14 protein-coding genes and 1 tRNA gene are annotated in these 17,843 nt (G+C 60.2%); 9 read left to right on the plus strand and 6 right to left on the minus strand.

Annotated elements, in window-relative coordinates:
• Window positions 1-240: 240 nt before the first annotated feature.
• Window positions 241-314 (minus strand) — tRNA-Gln (locus ACN0SO_RS02550).
• A gap of 423 nt (window positions 315-737) precedes the next feature.
• On the opposite strand from ACN0SO_RS02550, the gene ACN0SO_RS02555 reads away from it, so the two are divergent.
• The 4 genes from ACN0SO_RS02555 (at window position 738) to ACN0SO_RS02570 (ending at window position 5,998) form a co-directional block, all read left to right on the plus strand.
• Window positions 738-2,246 (plus strand): Ppx/GppA phosphatase family protein, encoded by a 1,509-nt coding sequence (locus tag ACN0SO_RS02555; RefSeq protein ID WP_417674196.1) that lies wholly within the window; start codon window positions 738-740, stop codon window positions 2,244-2,246.
• Window positions 2,243-2,956, plus strand: coding sequence for an RlmE family RNA methyltransferase (locus ACN0SO_RS02560; protein WP_417674198.1), 714 nt, complete (start codon window positions 2,243-2,245; stop codon window positions 2,954-2,956). The genes ACN0SO_RS02555 and ACN0SO_RS02560 overlap by 4 nt, the downstream gene beginning before the upstream one ends.
• Window positions 2,957-3,151: 195 nt before the next feature.
• Window positions 3,152-4,654, plus strand: coding sequence for an IMP dehydrogenase (gene guaB, locus ACN0SO_RS02565; protein ID WP_417674200.1), 1,503 nt, complete (start codon window positions 3,152-3,154; stop codon window positions 4,652-4,654).
• Between the two features lie 51 nt (window positions 4,655-4,705).
• Window positions 4,706-5,998 carry an RsmB/NOP family class I SAM-dependent RNA methyltransferase gene (locus ACN0SO_RS02570; protein ID WP_417674202.1) on the plus strand — a complete coding sequence of 431 codons (1,293 nt, stop codon included), beginning with the start codon at window positions 4,706-4,708 and terminating at the stop codon, window positions 5,996-5,998.
• Between the two features lie 6 nt (window positions 5,999-6,004).
• On the opposite strand, the gene ACN0SO_RS02575 is transcribed toward ACN0SO_RS02570, so the two are convergent.
• Window positions 6,005-7,066 carry a tetratricopeptide repeat protein gene (locus ACN0SO_RS02575; RefSeq protein WP_417674204.1) on the minus strand — a complete coding sequence of 354 codons (1,062 nt, stop codon included), beginning with the start codon at window positions 7,064-7,066 and terminating at the stop codon, window positions 6,005-6,007.
• A gap of 230 nt (window positions 7,067-7,296) precedes the next feature.
• Between ACN0SO_RS02575 and ACN0SO_RS02580 the strand changes: the two genes are divergently transcribed.
• The 4 genes from ACN0SO_RS02580 (at window position 7,297) to ACN0SO_RS02595 (ending at window position 11,459) form a co-directional block, all read left to right on the plus strand.
• Window positions 7,297-8,028 (plus strand): hypothetical protein, encoded by a 732-nt coding sequence (locus ACN0SO_RS02580; RefSeq protein ID WP_417674206.1) that lies wholly within the window; start codon window positions 7,297-7,299, stop codon window positions 8,026-8,028.
• 226 nt (window positions 8,029-8,254) lie between these two features.
• Window positions 8,255-9,811: a glutamine-hydrolyzing GMP synthase gene (gene guaA, locus ACN0SO_RS02585; RefSeq protein WP_417674208.1), complete on the plus strand. Its 1,557-nt coding sequence runs from the start codon at window positions 8,255-8,257 to the stop codon at window positions 9,809-9,811.
• A gap of 148 nt (window positions 9,812-9,959) precedes the next feature.
• A complete protein-coding gene (locus ACN0SO_RS02590; RefSeq protein WP_417674210.1) occupies window positions 9,960-10,679 on the plus strand; it encodes a hypothetical protein in 720 nt (239 codons plus the stop codon).
• A 57-nt stretch (window positions 10,680-10,736) separates the two neighbouring features.
• Window positions 10,737-11,459 (plus strand): GNAT family N-acetyltransferase, encoded by a 723-nt coding sequence (locus ACN0SO_RS02595; protein WP_417674212.1) that lies wholly within the window; start codon window positions 10,737-10,739, stop codon window positions 11,457-11,459.
• Window positions 11,460-11,469: 10 nt separating this feature from the next.
• Here the strand turns inward: ACN0SO_RS02595 and ACN0SO_RS02600 are convergent, their stop codons facing one another.
• The 4 genes from ACN0SO_RS02600 to ACN0SO_RS02615 all read right to left on the minus strand — a co-directional run bounded on the left by ACN0SO_RS02600 (window position 11,470) and on the right by ACN0SO_RS02615 (window position 17,341).
• Window positions 11,470-14,592 carry an efflux RND transporter permease subunit gene (locus ACN0SO_RS02600; RefSeq protein WP_417674214.1) on the minus strand — a complete coding sequence of 1,041 codons (3,123 nt, stop codon included), beginning with the start codon at window positions 14,590-14,592 and terminating at the stop codon, window positions 11,470-11,472.
• Window positions 14,593-14,642: 50 nt separating this feature from the next.
• Window positions 14,643-15,821, minus strand: coding sequence for an efflux RND transporter periplasmic adaptor subunit (locus ACN0SO_RS02605; protein ID WP_417674216.1), 1,179 nt, complete (start codon window positions 15,819-15,821; stop codon window positions 14,643-14,645).
• Window positions 15,822-15,967: 146 nt separating this feature from the next.
• On the minus strand, window positions 15,968-16,300 hold the full coding sequence (locus ACN0SO_RS02610) for a TraR/DksA family transcriptional regulator (RefSeq protein WP_417674218.1): 333 nt from the start codon (window positions 16,298-16,300) through the stop codon (window positions 15,968-15,970).
• A gap of 66 nt (window positions 16,301-16,366) precedes the next feature.
• Complete coding sequence (locus ACN0SO_RS02615; RefSeq protein ID WP_417674220.1) at window positions 16,367-17,341, minus strand: cation diffusion facilitator family transporter; 975 nt, start codon at window positions 17,339-17,341, stop codon at window positions 16,367-16,369.
• A gap of 156 nt (window positions 17,342-17,497) precedes the next feature.
• Between ACN0SO_RS02615 and ACN0SO_RS02620 the strand changes: the two genes are divergently transcribed.
• Complete coding sequence (locus tag ACN0SO_RS02620; RefSeq protein WP_417674222.1) at window positions 17,498-17,842, plus strand: hypothetical protein; 345 nt, start codon at window positions 17,498-17,500, stop codon at window positions 17,840-17,842.
• Window position 17,843 lies beyond the last annotated feature (1 nt).

Below are 17,843 nucleotides of genomic sequence, written 5' to 3' on the forward strand. Positions count from 1 at the left end.
CTGCTTGAAAGATGATGCGGACGTTCTTTCCGGAATCGATCCGCCAGGACCAGGCATTTCCGCGGCTCGGGAAATTTTGAACATCATCTCGACAAGCCATAGCCAATATTCGTTGTGCCGGATGGCACCAATGGGCACCAGTTCATGAGACCAGTTTTGGGCATCACTTGGCCAAAATCACTGAGAGTATGGATTCGTAAATCCGATTAACTCAATTATATCAATAACTTATGGAAGAGTTGGCTGGGGAACCTGGATTCGAACCAGGACTAACGGAGTCAGAGTCCGCGGGTCTACCGTTAACCTATTCCCCAACAGAAGCGCCAAACAGACAGTATACGTCGATGCGCTTAATGGCGAGTCCGACCCGTGCGGGCCAAGGCGCCAACGTTGCGTAGGCAGCGTATATATCCAACTTGGGGCATGATGCAACAGGGCAGATGCATTTTTCAAGTATCGGGTCTCACCGACACGTTTGCGCCGGAGCCTTATGCCTCATTATTAAAATCTGACGCTTTTCGCCGCACAGACAACCTGTTACAGTTTCACCAACGAAAGATATGCATGAGGCGGGGCGCTTGCGCCCGGGCTTCGTGCCGAAAGGCTGAAACGTGACACAGTCAGGTCAGGAACCGCCCGAAACCGGGCGTGGTGCCCCTGATGCGTCCGGAATTGACAGCGCCCTCAAGGCGCAAACGCGGTCCAAACGCCGGCGACGCAGGCGGCGTGGCGGCAAGATGCACAGCGCGTCGGAAAACGGGGCAGAACGTCCTGCTCCGCCAGCAGCGGCATCCTCCAGCGGACAGGCGGAATCCGGCTTCGCATCGGCACTTCAGGCAGAGACCGGGCCTGCAAACGGTGGTTTGCAGGGGAAGGCGGACGTGCCTGCAGACGTACGGAATTCGTCCGACGGCCCCCCGAGTGCGAAGGGGCAGAAGGCGAAACGGCGGCGCAACCGCAAACGCGGGGGCAAGAATGGAAGCGGAGGCCGGGAACAGTCTCAAAAGTTCTCCGCTCTGGACAACCCGTCCGAACGCCAGGCAAACCACTCTGAATCATTGCCGGCCTCCGAGGCGAACGGCGCATATTCGCGGCCGGCCGTGCCCGGCCGTAAGCGGCCGGTTCCGGGAAAAGGCCAGCCGGATGGACGTGGAAGAGGGCCGAGGCCGGGTAACGCGAATCGGATCCGCGGTTCCGTGGCCCGCCAGGACAACCGAAAGCTCTATGCGGCGCTGGACCTTGGCACCAACAACTGCCGTTTGCTGATTGCGCGGCCTGAGGAGCGCGGCTTCCGGGTCGTCGATGCCTATTCGCGCATCGTCCGGCTGGGCGAGGGGGTCGGAGCGCACAAGCGGCTGAGCGATGCGGCAATGGATCGGGCGATCGACGCGCTTGCAAATTGCCACCGCAAGCTTGCAGAACGGGGGGTGGAGCGGTCGCGGCTGATTGCGACCGAAGCCTGTCGGGCCGCGGAAAACGGAGCGGACTTCATCTCGCGCGTCCAGGCGGAGACCGGGCTTGCGCTTGAAATCGTCAATCGGGAGACCGAAGCCCGGCTGGCCGTGGCCGGGTGCGTTTCGCTGGTCGACCAGGAGGCGGAAGGCGTCATCCTGTTCGATATCGGCGGCGGGTCTTCGGAAATCGTCTGGCTGGACCTGCGCAACCGCTGCGGCGCGCGCGGTTATGCCCTGACGCGGTTCGTCCGCTCCTGGATTTCGCTTCCCGTGGGCGTCGTCAATCTCGCGGAACGTCACGGTGGCGTGCACGTGACGCCGGATATTTTCGAGGCCATGGTGTCCGATGCGGCGGAGCATCTGGCGGCTTTCAGCCTGGGAGAGGAACTGACGGCGGCGATTTCTTCGGGCCGGGTGCATATGCTCGGCACGTCAGGCACCGTGACGACACTCGCAGGCGTTCATTTCGGGTTGAAGCGGTATGACCGCAGGAGGGTTGACGGTGCCTGGCTGGAGAACACCCAGGTCGGCGCGATGATTGATCGCCTGCGCGACATGCCCTACGAAGAGCGGGTCGAAAACCCTTGTATCGGCGCGGATCGTGCCGATCTAGTGCTTGCCGGCTGCGCTATCCTGGAGGCGATCCGCCGCCGCTGGAGCTGTTCCAGACTGCGCGTTGCCGACCGCGGCCTGCGCGAAGGCATTCTGACGGAATTGATGGCCGCCGATGGTGTGTGGTCGAGAAGAAAAACGAACGGCCGGCAAACGGGCCGTCAAAGAGGCAAACCATGAGCCGATCAAAACGGGGATCCGGCGACCGGGGGCTGAGTGTGCGCGTGAAAACCGCCGCCGGCCGGCGCGAATCCTCCACCCGCTGGCTGCAGCGGCAATTGAACGATCCGTATGTCCGCCGGGCCAAGGCCGACGGATACCGTTCTCGCGCGGCCTATAAGCTGATCGAGATCGACGACAAGCACAGGCTGCTCAAGCCCGGTTACCGGGTGGTCGATCTCGGAGCGGCACCGGGCGGCTGGTGCCAGGTCGCGGTCGAGCGGGTACAATCGAGCGTGGACGCGCCGAAGGTCGTCGGGATCGACTATCTGGATATGGACCACGTGCGCGGCGCGGTCTTCCTGAAGAAGGATTTTCTGGACGATGATGCTCCCGACGCCTTGATCGAGGCGCTCGGCGGTCACAAGCCGGATGTGGTTCTGTCCGACATGGCGGCGCCCACCACCGGCCATCGTCAGACGGATCATCTGCGCACCACCCATCTCTTTGAGATCGCCATCGATTTTGCCCGCCATAATCTGGTGCCGGGCGGTTCCTTCCTTGCCAAGGTGTTTCGCGGCGGTACGGAAAACGCGCTGCTTTCCGACCTGAAGCGCGAATTCAAGAGCGTTTCCCACATCAAGCCGCCGGCCAGTCGCAAGGAAAGCCCGGAGCTCTATGTGATTGCCAAGGGATTCCGCGGCATGAGCGAGGAAGACGAACGCGAGTAGGCATCAACTGCCCACTGCGGCAAACTTGCTGCCGGTTTCGCGGGGCAGGGGCTTTTCTTCCTGTCACCTGCATGTTATTGACCCGCGCCAACTTCTCCGGCAAAGCCGAAGCGAATCGTCAGATGCAGAAACCCGACCGTTTCTGCGTCGCACATGCTCATTAACTTATGCCCACTAACTCAGGGGGAATTGGCAATGGCCTCATTCTTTGTTCCGTCGACCGGAATGGAAGCGCTCACCTTCGATGATGTCCTGCTGATCCCCGGGCATTCGGAAGTCATGCCGGGTCAGACGGAGCTCCGCTCCAGGGTCACCAAGGATATCGTTCTCAATCTGCCGATCATCTCGTCGGCAATGGACACGGTCACCGAAGGCCGTCTCGCGATCGCCATGGCTCAGGCCGGCGGCATCGGTGTCATCCACCGCAATCTGTCGCTAGACCAGCAGGCCGAAGAGGTCCGCAAGGTCAAGAAGTTCGAATCCGGCATGGTCGTCAACCCGCTGGTCATCGGTCCGGACGCGACCCTGCAGGACGCCCTCGACCTGATGGAACGCTTCGGGATTTCCGGGGTGCCCGTGGTGGAAAACGGCGGGCAGGGCGGCCAGCACACCGGTCGGCTGGTCGGTATCCTGACCAACCGCGATGTGCGCTTTGCCTCGAACCCGGGCCAGAAGGTCTATGAACTCATGACCCGGGAGAACCTGGTCACCGTTTCCGACGGCGTCAGCCAGGAAGAGGCCAAGCGCCTGCTGCATCAGCACCGGATCGAAAAGCTGCTGGTGGTCGACGGCGACAACAACTGCATCGGCCTGATCACCGTCAAGGATATGGAAAAGGCCAAGCTTAATCCCAATGCCTCGAAAGACGATCAGGGCCGGCTGCGTGTAGCGGCCGCGACCAGCGTCGGCGAGGAAGGCATGGCACGGGCGGAACGCCTGATCGATGCCGGCGTCGACATGGTCGTCGTCGACACCGCCCACGGCCATTCGGCGCGCGTTCTGGAGATGGTGTCCAAGGTCAAGACCCTGTCGAATTCCGTTCAGGTGCTGGCCGGCAACGTGGCGACTTCCGAGGCCACCAAGGCTCTGATCGATTCCGGCGCGGATGCGGTCAAGGTCGGTATCGGTCCCGGTTCGATCTGTACCACGCGCATCGTGGCGGGTGTCGGTGTCCCGCAGCTGACCGCGATCCTGGAATCGGTGGAAGAAGCCAACAAGCACGACATTCCGGTCGTTGCCGACGGCGGCATCAAATTTTCCGGCGACCTTGCCAAGGCGATCGCCGCCGGTGCATCCTCCGTCATGGTCGGTTCCCTTCTGGCCGGCACCGAGGAAAGCCCCGGCGAGGTCTATCTTCACCAGGGACGCTCCTACAAGTCCTACCGGGGCATGGGGTCGGTCGGCGCCATGGCGCGCGGTTCCGCGGACCGCTACTTCCAGGCGGAAGTGCGCGATACGCTGAAACTCGTGCCGGAAGGAATTGAAGGGCAGGTGCCCTACAAGGGCGCGCTGTCGAGTGTGCTGCATCAGCTGGCCGGCGGCTTGCGCGCGGCAATGGGGTATGTGGGCGGCAAGACGATTGCGGAGTTCCAGGAAAAGGCGCGGTTCGTGCGTATTTCCGGAGCCGGTCTCCGCGAGAGCCACGCGCATGATGTGACCATCACGCGCGAAAGTCCGAATTACCCGACGAATGTGTAATAATTTTTCCGTGCCCTCGGTCTGATCACCGATGGCCGGCTGGAGTTTTTCATGAAGGATGGCGGACGCCTATCTGCGGCAATTGAGGTTCTCGAGGAAGTCGAGTCCCGCCATCGCCCGGTTCAAAATGCCCTGAAGGACTGGGGCACCGCGCACAGGTTTGCCGGCTCCGGCGACCGGACGGTCATCGGTAACCTGGTTTTCGATGCCTTGCGCCATAAGGCGAGCCTTGCCGGCCGGGTGGGGTCGGACAGCCCGCGTCTGCTGGCATTGGCAACCTATGCGCTGACATGGGAAAACGGCCTGGAGCGGCTGGAAACGGTCCTTTCCGAGGATCAGCACGCTCCGGAAGCCTTGAGCGAGGCGGAGCGGACCAGCCTTGCCGCCGGGTCGGACCGCGAAGCTGAGGGCGCTGCCGCTGCCGATGTACCGGACTGGCTCTGGCCGTCCTTCCTTGAGGTCTTCGGTGAAAACGCAGTTGCGGAAGGCCAGGCACTCGCCGCCCGGGCACCGATCGATCTGCGGGTCAACACGCTGAAATCCGACCGCGAGAAACTTCTCAAACGCCTGTCGCATGTGGGGGCCGTTCCTTGCCCGCTGTCGCAGGTCGGCATGCGCATCGCCCCGAAGCCAGGCGCGGCGCGCATGCCGCATGTGCAGGCGGAAGAAGGCTATCGCAAAGGCTGGTTCGAGCTTCAGGACGAAGCGAGCCAGCTGGTTTCCCTGCTGGCCGGCCCGGAGCCGGGCATGCAGGTGCTTGACTACTGCGCCGGCGGCGGCGGCAAGACGCTGGCGCTTGCGGCCCGGATGGAAAACCGCGGCCAGATCTATGCCTATGACGCGGATCGCCTGCGGCTGGCGCCGATCCATGAACGGTTGCAGCGGGCAGGCGCGCGCAATGTCCAGGTTCGCGACCCTAAAAGCGCCGGTCTGGATGGCCTTGCCGATGAAATGGACCTCGTCTTCGTCGATGCGCCTTGCACCGGAACGGGTGTCTGGCGCAGGCGACCGGATTCCAAATGGCGCCTGTCGGAAAAGGCGCTTGCGGACCGCATCGAGGATCAGCGCAAGGTTCTTGTCCACGCGTCTCAATACGTAAAGCCTGGCGGGCGGATCGCATACGTGACCTGCTCACTGTTGCCCGGGGAAAATGCCGAACAGGTTACCTGGTTTCTGTCGCAGAATACGGAGTTCAGCCCGGTGTCGGCACTGGAGACTTGGCGCGCGCGCCTGCCGGGTGCTGACGAACCGGCCTATGCCAACGACCGGGGCGACATCACGCTGACCCCGGCCACGACCCGGACGGACGGTTTCTTTCTGGCACTGATGGAAAGAACAGGCTGAAAAAGCCTATTCTTTCACATTTTCGTCTGTTTCCGGACCGGATGGTTCGGCCGGAATGGTCTCTGCCGCGGCCATTCCGCTGCGCTCGCGCGCTTCGATCTCCGCGCACAGCGCTGAGATCCGGCTCTCGACGTCCGGTTCCAGCCGGCGCTTCTGGGCGATCGCGGTCAGGACGGCCTTGGCATCCTTTGAGTTTCCAAGAGCGGCAAGCGCCGATCCGAGCGCATTTCCGGCCTCTTTGTTGGTCGGCTGCCTGGTATGGGCCTGCCAGGCGTGCAGCAGGGCCGCCGCATAATCCTCCAGCTTCCGCCCTGCGATGCTCAGGCGAATGAGCACATCGACATCGCCCGGGCTCAGGCTCAGGGCCTTCAGAAGCACATCCCGTGCAGTGGCAAAGTCACCGGCCGCCTGATGGGCGCTGGCGACAATGCGGTATGTATCGGCATTGCCCGGCTGAAGCGCCATGGCTTCTTTTCCTAGCGTGATGGCCTCGGAGAAGCGCCTTGCCCGGATCAGGACTTCTGCGAGACCTGTGAGCGCCGGGACATATGCCGGATCGATCTGAATGGCTTTCCGGAAGGCCGCGATGGCCGCCGAAGGCTGCGGATCGCGGGCGCGGCTTTGGGCATAGAGTGTCTGGGAAGGCGCACTGTTTGGCAGAAGGTCGACGAGCCGTTGAGCGGGAGCGAGCGCTTCCTGCGGCTTGTCCTGCTGCAGACGGACGGTCGCCAGGCCGTAAAGCGCATTGTGATTGTCGGGCGCGCCCTCCAGAACCTCCTGGAAATTGAGTTCCGCGTTCGCCAGATCTCCTAGCAGGAGCTGGCAGTTTCCCAGGTTGGCCCGCGCCGCGGTGTGGGCCGGCTCGGCGAAGACGATTCGCCTGAGCTGGGAGACGGCTTCTTCCAGCATGCCGGCCCGTAAAAGGGCCGTCGCGGTCCGGTAGGCGATTTCGACGTCGTCAGGCGCCAGTTCAAGCGCTTCCAGATAGGCGGCGAGCGCGGCTTCGCCATCTCCGGCCCGTTCCAGGGACAATGCATGTTCAAAGGCGCGCCTGGCCGAAGACGTCATGAAATTGTCCTTACATTTTGCGCGAACCGGCGGTTCGGCGCCACTGATGATGTCAAGCCTAGGAGCGCAATCGGAAACCGTCAAAAGCGAATCGCACGTTATCAAACGGGTTCTTCGCCCTTTCGGTCGATCCTTGCAGGCGGATGGGGAGGGAATAGGGCAAAGGCCGCTTCGGCCGTGCCAGTTCCCGATGGCGGGGAAGAAATCGGTGACTTCAGGCGCTACCGCGAATGTGGAGAAACGCGTCTTGCGTTATTGTTATTCAACAACGTTTCCTGCTGCTTGAAAGCAAAGGATATGGACCTTCCATGATCGATTTAAATGCGGTGGAAAAAGAAGGCTATGAAATCAAGCCGTATTCCAACAACGAAATCTATGTAATCCGAAATTTTCTGAGTGGCGACCTTTGTGAGGAAGTGGTTCGGCTAAGCCACGAGAAAATGAAGACACTAAGCCATCGAAAAGAAGAAGACGGGTTTTTCTACTCCCTAGATGTTTTGCCGAGTAGGGTTGAGACGGACAGGATTTTCAGATCCATACAATTTACCCATTTCGACAACGAATTTGCCGGTACACCGATAGAGAATTTGTACAAGGAGATGATGTCCTTTCAGTCGAAATTTGTGACAGATGAGAAGCGGATCGCGTCTGCAATAAGACGCATTCAAATCATCCATTATCCCAGGGGCGGCGGCTTTTTTGATTGGCATCAACACCCGCGTTATCCGGTGAACTACGGTCTCATTCTGAACCTGAGCAAGAAGGGCAGGAACTTCGATGTCGGGGCCACGGAAATCGTCTCTTCAGGCAATCAGGTCATGAAGGTGGAGAGTTATTCCGATATCGGGGATCTGATTTTATTTCAGTACGATCTGAAACATCGCGTGGCGCCATGTAACCCGGAAGACGACCTGTGTTTTGATACAAACGGACGTTGGACGGCAATCCTGCCCATCTATTGATGGTGGCTTTAAAGGCTAATCCGCGTCAGGAATCTTTCCAACGCCGCAACGGCTTGTCGGGATCCGGCGAAGCCGGATTGAAAACAGTTTCTGCCACCGGTTCTGGCGGGGGATGGGAGCGGAGCAGCCGTGGTGCCGGGTCTATCTCGTATTTTTCCGGTAGAAAGGCGGAAAGCCTTTGTTATTGGTGGTTCATTTTCTGCGCGGAACGCATTAGAAGCTTGCCATGACCCAGCATGACCGTCTCCTGATCATCGATTTCGGCTCACAAGTCACCCAGCTAATCGCCCGGCGTCTGCGTGAGCTGAAAGTCTACTGCGAAATCCATCCCTATCAGAACGTCACCGATGCCTTTCTGGCCGAGTTTTCGCCCAAGGCGGTGATATTCTCCGGTGGACCGTGCTCCGTCTTCGACGAAGGCGCGCCGATGCCGCCGAGCGCCGTTTTCGATCTGGGAATTCCGATATTGGGGATCTGCTATGGCCAGCAGGCCATGATGCAGATGCTGGGCGGCAAGGTTGAGCGCGGACACAAGACCGCAGAATTCGGCCGGGCTTATGTTGTTCCCAAAGGCGAAAAACTGGATCTTCTGAACGGTTGGTTCGAGGACGAGCGCGAACAGGTCTGGATGAGCCACGGCGATCACGTCAGTGAGATCGCGCCGGGTTTCAACGTCTACGGCACCTCACCGAACGCGCCCTTCGCCATCACGGCCGATCCGTCGCGCCACTTCTATGCGGTTCAGTTCCATCCGGAAGTGCACCATACGCCGAACGGCCGGAAGCTTTATGAGAATTTTGTCCGTATCGCGGGCTTCTCCGGCGACTGGACCATGGGCGCCTATCGTGAGGATGCGATCGCCCGGATCCGTGAGCAGGTCGGCGACAAGAAGGTCATCTGCGGTCTGTCCGGCGGCGTGGACAGCTCGGTGGCGGCCGTCCTGATCCACGAGGCGATCGGCGACCAGCTGACCTGCGTCTTCGTCGACCACGGCCTTCTTCGCCTGAACGAGGCCGATGAAGTGGTCAGCATGTTCCGAGACCACTACAACATTCCGCTCATCCATGCGGACGAGAGTGAGTTGTTCCTCGGCGAGCTGGAAGGCCAGTCGGATCCGGAAACGAAGCGCAAGATCATCGGCCGGCTCTTCATCGACGTGTTCCAGAAGCACGCCAACGAGATCGAAGGCGCCGAGTTCCTGGCTCAGGGAACGCTCTACCCGGACGTCATCGAAAGTGTCAGCTTCTCCGGCGGCCCGTCCGTGACGATCAAGTCCCACCACAACGTGGGCGGTTTGCCGGAAAAGATGGGCCTGAAACTGGTCGAGCCCTTGCGGGAACTGTTCAAGGACGAGGTGAGGGCGCTTGGCCGTGAACTCGGGCTGCCGGAGAAATTCATCGGCCGGCATCCCTTTCCCGGACCGGGGCTCGCGATCCGCTGTCCCGGCGAAATTACCCACGACAAGCTGGATATCCTGCGTCAGGCCGATGCGGTCTATATCGATCAGATCCGCAAGCACGGTCTCTATGACGAGATCTGGCAGGCCTTCGTTGCGATCCTTCCGGTGCGCACCGTCGGCGTCATGGGCGATGGAAGAACCTATGACTATGCCTGCGCGCTCCGTGCCGTGACCAGTGTCGACGGCATGACGGCGGATTACTATCCCTTCAGCCATGAATTCCTGGGCGAAACCGCCACACGGATCATCAACGAGGTGAAGGGGATCAACCGGGTCACCTATGACATTACGTCGAAGCCTCCGGGAACGATCGAGTGGGAGTGAGCCGTAACAGGAGCTTTCCAGGCTCCGGATACCTTCAAAACCAACCAGTCACAGAAGTGGATGAATGTCATCCATCTGCCAACAGGCTTGGTGGCGGCCGGGGATGTAAAGGACCGCTTGTTTCGACACATAAGCAAAGGGTAGCGAAATGAGTCGATTGCTGTTGCTTGGCGATATCTATGTCCAACAACTGAACGGTGTCGCCGTTCAGTACCAGTTCGACAACATTCCCGACAACAGGGAACTCGAGATCGACGTCCTGTGCGTGGGCGGCGTTACGCCTCAAGGCGCCGTCAATCCGAATGCGAGTTTCGACGGCATGGATGTCTTCAAGGAACAGCTGATGGACCTTGAAGAGGGGAAGTACGACTATGTCGGGATCATGCTGGGTGAGGTCGACTGCGGTTTCGTATTCTGGTACCTCGCTCAAAAGAACAAGGTTTCGATTTTCGATCAGCTCGAGCGGTCGTTGCAAAACTACGAGAAGTTCGTCACCAGCTACATTTTGCCCAAATACGAGCCTGAGCGTGTTTGCATCTTCGGAAGTGTCCTGCCGACCATTCCCGATGATGCCGACAAGAAGTTTCTGAAAGGCGCACGAGCGGAAGTGAAGGCGACGCAATACCAAAGGACAGCTCTGACTTTGGTTTACAATAGCCGTCTGCAGAGCCTCGCCCGGAAATTGGGTGTCTATTACATCGATATAACCCTGGAAACGATCGATTTTTCAAAGGGTATTCTGAACGAAGCCTACTCCAATCCGGATCCGGCAAATCATCTTCTCGATGAAGGCAGGGCTGCGCCCTTGCTTGCGGATCGAATTGTCAATGATTGGGTGAGCAAGGAAGACTACAAGGCGCATTTTTAACTTCAGTCCAATTGGACTGGTGCCGCTACGGAAATGGATTGGCGAGAGGCAGGACGAATGGTGACCAGGGAATTATCGGAAGATCTCGCCGGTTGGCGGGAGCCGACCACTCCGGCCGATCTTTGTCTCGCCGGCAACCACGTCGTCCTGGCTCCGATGACATTGGCCGCACATGCAAAGCCACTCTTCGAAGCCTTCCGAACAGACCGGGAAGGGCGGATATGGGATTATCTGCCTTACGGACCGTTCGATACCCTGGATACCTTCGAGGGCTGGGTAAAGAATTTCCAGGGGGCGAAGGACCCTTATTTCTTCGCCATCGAACGCCTCGACAAAAAACGCGTTTGCGGCGTCGCCAGTTTCCTGCGCATCAGCCCGAAGGACGGGTCGATTGAGGTCGGCCACATCAATTTCTCGCCGCTTCTGCAAAAGACGGTGGCCGCCACCGAGGCCATGTATCTGATGATGAAATGGGCCTTCGAAGCCGGCTATCGGCGTTATGAATGGAAATGCAACGCGCTCAACGCCGGATCGCGGCGAGCGGCTCAGAGGCTCGGATTGTCCTATGAGGGCGTTTTCCGCCAGGCGACGATCGTAAAGGGACGCAATCGGGATACGGCCTGGTTTGCCGCCATCGACAAGGAATGGCCCGCGCTATCCAAAGCCTTCGAAACCTATCTCAGCCCGGACAATTTCGACGCCGACGGCAGACAGAAGGCGTCGCTTTCAAGCCTCACCGAACCGCTGCTCCACATGAAGGACCCGATGGTCTCTGGTTGACCGCGTCGAATTATTCTCCCGGAGTGGCTTCCAGGGATTTGGCCGCGTCGATTTCCTTGTGCAGCCGCTCTTCCTCTTCCGCCTTGGGCGTGACGAAACGTCCAAGTAGCAGATAGGCGACAGGGGTCAGGAACAGTGTCGACAGGGTCGCAAGGCCAAGTCCCCCGACAATGACCCATCCAAGCGCGATACGCGCTTCCGCACCGGCGCCGGACGCAAGGATCAGAGGCACACCGCCGACGATGGTGCAGATCATCGTCATCATCACCGGTCTGAGGCGGACATTGGCCGCGTTCTCGATCGCTTCGCGCACGCCCTGGCCCCGGTCTCGCAACTGGTTTGCGAACTCCACGATCAGGATGCCGTTCTTGGCCATGATGCCCACCAGCAGGACAAGCCCTATCTGGCTGTAGACGTTGAGGGTGGTGCCGGTCAGGAGCATGGCGAAGACCGCGCAGGCAAGGCCCAGAGGCACGGTCGCCATGATGATCAGCGCGCTGATGAAACTCTCGAACTGAGCGGCGAGCACGAGCAGGATGATAACGATCGCGAAGCCGAACGTGCGGGCCATACTCGACGACTGCTCGCCGAGCGTGGCCGTTTCGGCAAGCGGAATGATGCGGGAACCAGGAGGCAGGAGAGGTTCCGCGATCTCCTGAGCGGCCTTGTAAGCTTCCCCCAGTGCGAAATCGGGCGCCAGTCCGGAGGTAATCCCCACCGCTCGCATCTGCTGTTCTCGTGACAGGGACGGCGGAACGGCTTTCTCCACGAGGCTTGCGATCGTTGAGACCGGCACGAAACGCCCGTCACTGGTTTTGATGAAGATGTTTTCCAGATCGGTCGGGTCGTTGATCGGATTGGTCGTGGAGACGAACTTCACGTCGAAGGCCCTGTCATCGATGAACACCTGGCCGATCTTGCGTCCGTCGAGCATGGCCTGCATGGCCGTACCCAGCCCGTTGATGTCGATCCCGAGATCCGATGCGCGTTCGCGGTCGATCGAGACCGATAGCTGCGGCTGGGTGGCTTCGCTCGTTAGCCGTGCCTGCCGGAACCGGGGATCCTTTTCCATCTCCGCCACGACGCGTTCTGCCGTTTCGCCAAGCTCTGCGTAGTTGTTGCCGGCGATCGCGAATTGAAGGCCGGAACCGGCGCCGCGAATGCCGAGGCTGTTGGGCTGGAAGACGAAGGCGCGGACGCCCGGCACGTTTCGCACCAGGGCGTTTATGTCCGAGACGATCTGCTGCTGCGACCGGCTGCGCTCCGCCCAGGGCGCAAGGCGCAACACCATGAACCCCTGATTGGAAGACCCTCTCCAGCCGGCAACGGAAAAGGTGCTGTTCACTTCACCTGCATCGCGGAAGGGCTGCAGAAGCCCTTCGATGGTCTGTATCTGGTTAGACAGATAGTCGAGGCTGACGCCCTGAGGCGCTGAAATCCGCAGGAAGGCCAGGGACCGGTCTTCCGGCGGGGTCAGCTCGGACTTGAGCATGGGAAACATCAGCCCGGCGGCCGCCGCAAAAAATATCGAGACCGCGACCACGACCAGAGGGGCGTTGAGGCAGGCGCGCAGGCTGCGCCGGTAAAGCGCGGAAAGGACGCGTCCGAGGCCGCCGGTCAGTCCGCCATGTCCGGAGTGTTCGGACCCGGATTTTAGGATCCGCGATGCCAGCATCGGGCACAGCGACAGGGCCACGATAGACGACAGGAAAACGGCGATAGCGAGAACAAAGCCGAATTCGCGGAAAAGGCCGCCGGTCTGTCCCGGAAGGAAGGAAAGCGGCACGAAAACGGCAACGAGTGTCGCTGTCGTCGCGATCACTGCAAAGAAAACCTCGTCGGTGCCGAGCACCGCGGCAGCCCGCGGGCCGATACCTTCGTTGCGCCGTCGGACGATGTTTTCCAGAACCACGATTGCGTCGTCGACGACAAGGCCGGTCGCGAGCACGAGCGCCAGCAGGGTCAGGATATTGACCGAAAAGCCGGCGAGATAGATCGCCGCGAGCGTCCCGATCAGGGCCACGGGCATGGACACGCCGGGAATAAGTGTGGCCCGCCAGTCCCACAGGAACAGGTAGATGATCAGCAACACGACGCTGACGGAAATGAGGAGCGCGATTTCGACTTCGTGGATCGAGCCGTTGATGAAGGTCGCATCGTCGCTGGTGACCTCGATCGTCATGCCCTCCGGCAGGTTTTCCTGGATACGCGCAGCCGCCGCGCGAACCCCTTCGGAGATTTCCAGTGTGTTCGACTGGGCCGCACGGACGATGCCCATACCGATCCCGGACTGGCCGTTCGCCCTGAGTTGCGACTGGCCAAGATCCGGCCCCAGCGTTACGGTTGCGAAGTCTCCGAGGCGGGCCCGGCGATTGATGATCATGCGTTCGAAAGCATCGGGCGTGTTTACCGAAGCGGTCGCGCGGACGATCAGGTCCTGGTCCCGGCTGGTCAGCGATCCGGCCGGCGTGTCGAAGGCCATGGAGGACAGCGCCTGGGCAACGTCGGCAATGGTGAGATTGAGGCTCGCCATCTTGGCCTGGTCGATATCGATGCGGAAAATCTTCTCGCGGTCGCCATAAACCTGAACATCGGCAACTCCGGGAACCGCCGCAAGCGCATCGGAGATTTCATCCTCGACAAGGACGGTCATATCCTCGACCGACGTCCGGTCCGAAGTCAGTCCAAGCCGCACGACGGGAGAAGAATTGGCATCGGCCTTGATGATCCGGGACGGATCGGCATCTTCCGGGATGTCGTTGGCGACACGTCCGAGGGCGTCGCGCATGTCGGAGGCCGCGGTGTCCAGGTCGACGTCATCGGCAAATTCGACCGTGACCCGGCTGTCGCCGTAAGAAGAGGTGGACGAGATCGACTTGACGCCCGAAACGCGCGAAACGGCGCCTTCGATCACGCCGGTCAGTTCCCGGTCAACCGTCTCGGCTGCTGCGGACGGATATGTTGTTCGCACAGTGATGACCGGCCGGTCGACATCGGGCAGTTCGCGAATTTCCACGCCAAAGAAGGCTGCGAGGCCAGCAACGACGATGAGCATGTTGATGACGAAGGCGAACACCGGACGCCGGACAAAGAGGGCGGTCAATCCAAGTTCGGGTCTGCGACCGATATTCATGTCAAAGCCTCACCTTCGTTCCAAGCACCGAGCATCACGAGCCCCGATCATTACGAACCCTGGGCGGCCGCTGCCGGCTCCGCGGAAGAAGGCGGAGCGGGAGCCGTTCGCTGATTGACGACGTTCAGCTCGGCGCCCTCGCGAACGAGATGAAGGCCTTCGGTGACGACCTCGTCCGCGGTGGTCAGTTTGGCATTCACGAGCACACTGTCGGTATTGCGCTCAACGATCTGGACGGGCACGCGCGCAGCCTTGCCGTCCCGGACCGCCCAGACATAGGCACCGTCGGATCCCCACTGCACCGCAAGCGGGCTGACGGCGGGATATTGGTCACCGGGAAAGCGCATCTCGACCAGGAAGGACATGCCGGCCCTCAGCCGGTCGGCTTCGTTCGGCAGACTAGCCTGCACCTGAAGGGTGCGGCTCGTGGAATCGATGTGGTTGTCGATCGCGCTGATCTTTCCCTTAAAAGTCTCACCCGGGCGGGCGACCGATATGGCCGCCACTGGCATGTCGACGGCAACAGCGGAGGCATAACGTTCCGGTATCCAGAAATCGACAAGGATTTCAGATCGGTCGTCGACCATCGCGATGACGGTCTGGGAGGTGACGTAATTCCCGGCGGTAATCGGCAGGATACCGACAATGCCGTCGAACGGAGACTCGATGGAACGCCTCGACAGGGCGAGCTTGGCTTCACGCAATTGCAGGCGGGCGTTGTCGACAACCAGCTCGGCATCGGTTACCTGCACGGCCGTCACCGTATTCGTCCTTTGCAGGGCTTTCATCCGCTCAAGACGCGCTTCGGCGTCACGAACTGCCAGCGCGGCCCGTTCCGCTGCGATTTCCTCCGCATCGGAATCGAGCTTCGCTAGCGCCTGGCCTTTTTTTACAGCCGCCCCCGAGCTCACCAGAATTTCGGTCAGCCGGCCACTGCTGAAAGGGCTGATTTCGACCGAGCGGGCCGCACGGCCGGTGCCGATTGCCGATAGCTGGTCGTTGATGATCAACTCGACAACCGGGGCGGTTGCTACGACACCTTGGGGCCCTCCGCGGCCTCTTCTTTTTTCTCCGGACCCGGCTTGCTTTATCTTTGCCGTCTCGAAAGGCAGCCAGTCGACGCCCCAGCGGTCGAGCCGGTCACCGGCGCCGGGATAGAACCGGGCCCATAATCCGGCCGCTATAACGCTTACAATCAGGATGAGCGCTAACTGTCTCCAGGCTGCCATTCACTTCCCCGTCCGGCGTGAAACACTGTCACCGTGAAGCAATTTCAACGGCGCAAAAGTATATGATCTGAAATAGCGCGAACTGCACGCGGAAAATCAATCACTTTAATGTAACGAAATGTCAGCGATGCCGCCCGGACGAACCATCAATCGGCGCAGGTGATGCAAAGGGCCGCGGCAGGGTCGATTTCCAGCCGCTTGGCGGCAATTTCCTCGCCGCATTCAAGGCAGTAGCCGTAGTCGCCATCATCGAGGCGCTTCAACGCCGCCTCGATCCGCACCAGGTCCGTCCTGCGTTGGCGCTCCGAGGCCTGCGCCATGGCCTGTCCCTGCAGGGCATCCATCCGGGACAGGCGTCCCACCGACTGCTGGTCGAGTTCGACGGTTGCCCGGGCGCCTTCCGACATCGCGCTGAGCGCCTCGAGTTCCCGTTTCAGTGCCAGCAGGCGCATTCGGGCTGCTTTTTCGGCTGCGGTCATGGACATCTTCCCTTGAAAAGCATCCTAGCGGATCGACCGCTGCCGTAAACCCGGAAGCCTGAGTGTTTAGGTATTGCTGGTCGGGGGCAAAGCCTCGATCTGTTCCAGTTCCGCCTTCAGCATTTCCGCGTGGTGTTCCCGGGCCTGAACCTCGATGAACAGTCGGGTCACGGCGGGGTTCTGCTTCTTGATCGCAATTTCCAGGGCGTAGATAGTGTCTTCGACTGTGCCGACATTGATGCTGTCTTCGAAGTCCAGCGACAGCGCCAGCAGAATGTCCTGTGGTCCCCGATGCAGGGTGCGGATTTCATTCAGGGAATGGACTGCCGGAGCGGCGTCGACGATCGACTTGATCGAATTGACGATTTCGGAGGAAGCGCCTTCGCCGATCAGCAGGCCCTTGGTTTCATAGGCAAGCAGGGCTGCCGTTCCGGCCAGGACCAGGCCGATGGTGATAGAGGCAGCGCCGTCGAGCCAGGCCAAGTTCAGGAATTGGGCTCCGAGCAGGCCGACGAAGGCGACGATCAGGCCGAGCATCGCGGCCGTATCCTCGAACAGCACCGTGAACACTGTAGGATCCTTGGAATCGTGCATGGCCCGGGCAAAGCTCTTCGATCCTCGGGCCTGGTTGAATTCCTTGTAGGCGATCCACCAGGCGCCTCCCTCGAAAACCATCGCAAGGGCGAGGACGATGTAGGCGATGTAAGGGTCCGAGACGGGATGGGGATGGATGACCTTTTGAATGCCCTCATAGATCGATACCCCGGAACCGACGGCAAAAATCAGGATCGCCACCACGAAGGACCAGAAATAGAGCTCCGCGCCATAGCCGAACGGATGGCGCATGTCCGCCGGTTGCTTGGATTTTTTGATGCCGTAGAGCAGAAGCCCCTGATTGCCCGTGTCGACCAGGGAATGGATGCCTTCCGACAGCATGGCGGAGGAACCGGTGTAGGCGGCGGCCGCGAACTTGGTGATCGCTATAAGCGAATTGCCCGCAAGAGCGGCATAAATCACCTTTTTAGAGCCATGTCCGGCCATCAAATTGTCTCCGTAATCGTTCAGGACGGCGATGAGGCCGTATCGATGACAACGTCGTGAATCCTGATTCAGTCCCGTTATCGGTAAGAAAGCATGCCAACAGTTTCAAGACGAAGAAGGGAAAAGGCAATGCGACAGATGATTGGAGCGGGTCTTTTGGCATTCGCGGCGATTTTTGGAGCCTCGTCGTCCGGAGCCAATGAGGTTGGCGTCGTCAAGGTGGAAGGAACGCGGGCGCCGGATGGAACATGGCGTTTCGACGTCACCTTGCATCATGCGGACGAAGGCTGGGACCATTATGCCGATTTGTGGCAAATCGAGACGCCCGACGGCCAGGTTCTCGGCGAGCGGGTTCTGGCTCATCCCCATGTAAATGAACAGCCTTTTACCCGTTCATTGAGCGGGGTCCGTATTCCGGATACCCTTGATCAGGTTATCGTGCGGGCGCGCGATTCCGTTCATGGTTATGGTCTGCGGGTGGTTTATCCGCTGCCCGAGTGAG

It is taken from the genome of Roseibium sp., from assembly GCF_048260565.1.
Lineage (GTDB): Bacteria > Pseudomonadota > Alphaproteobacteria > Rhizobiales > Stappiaceae > Roseibium.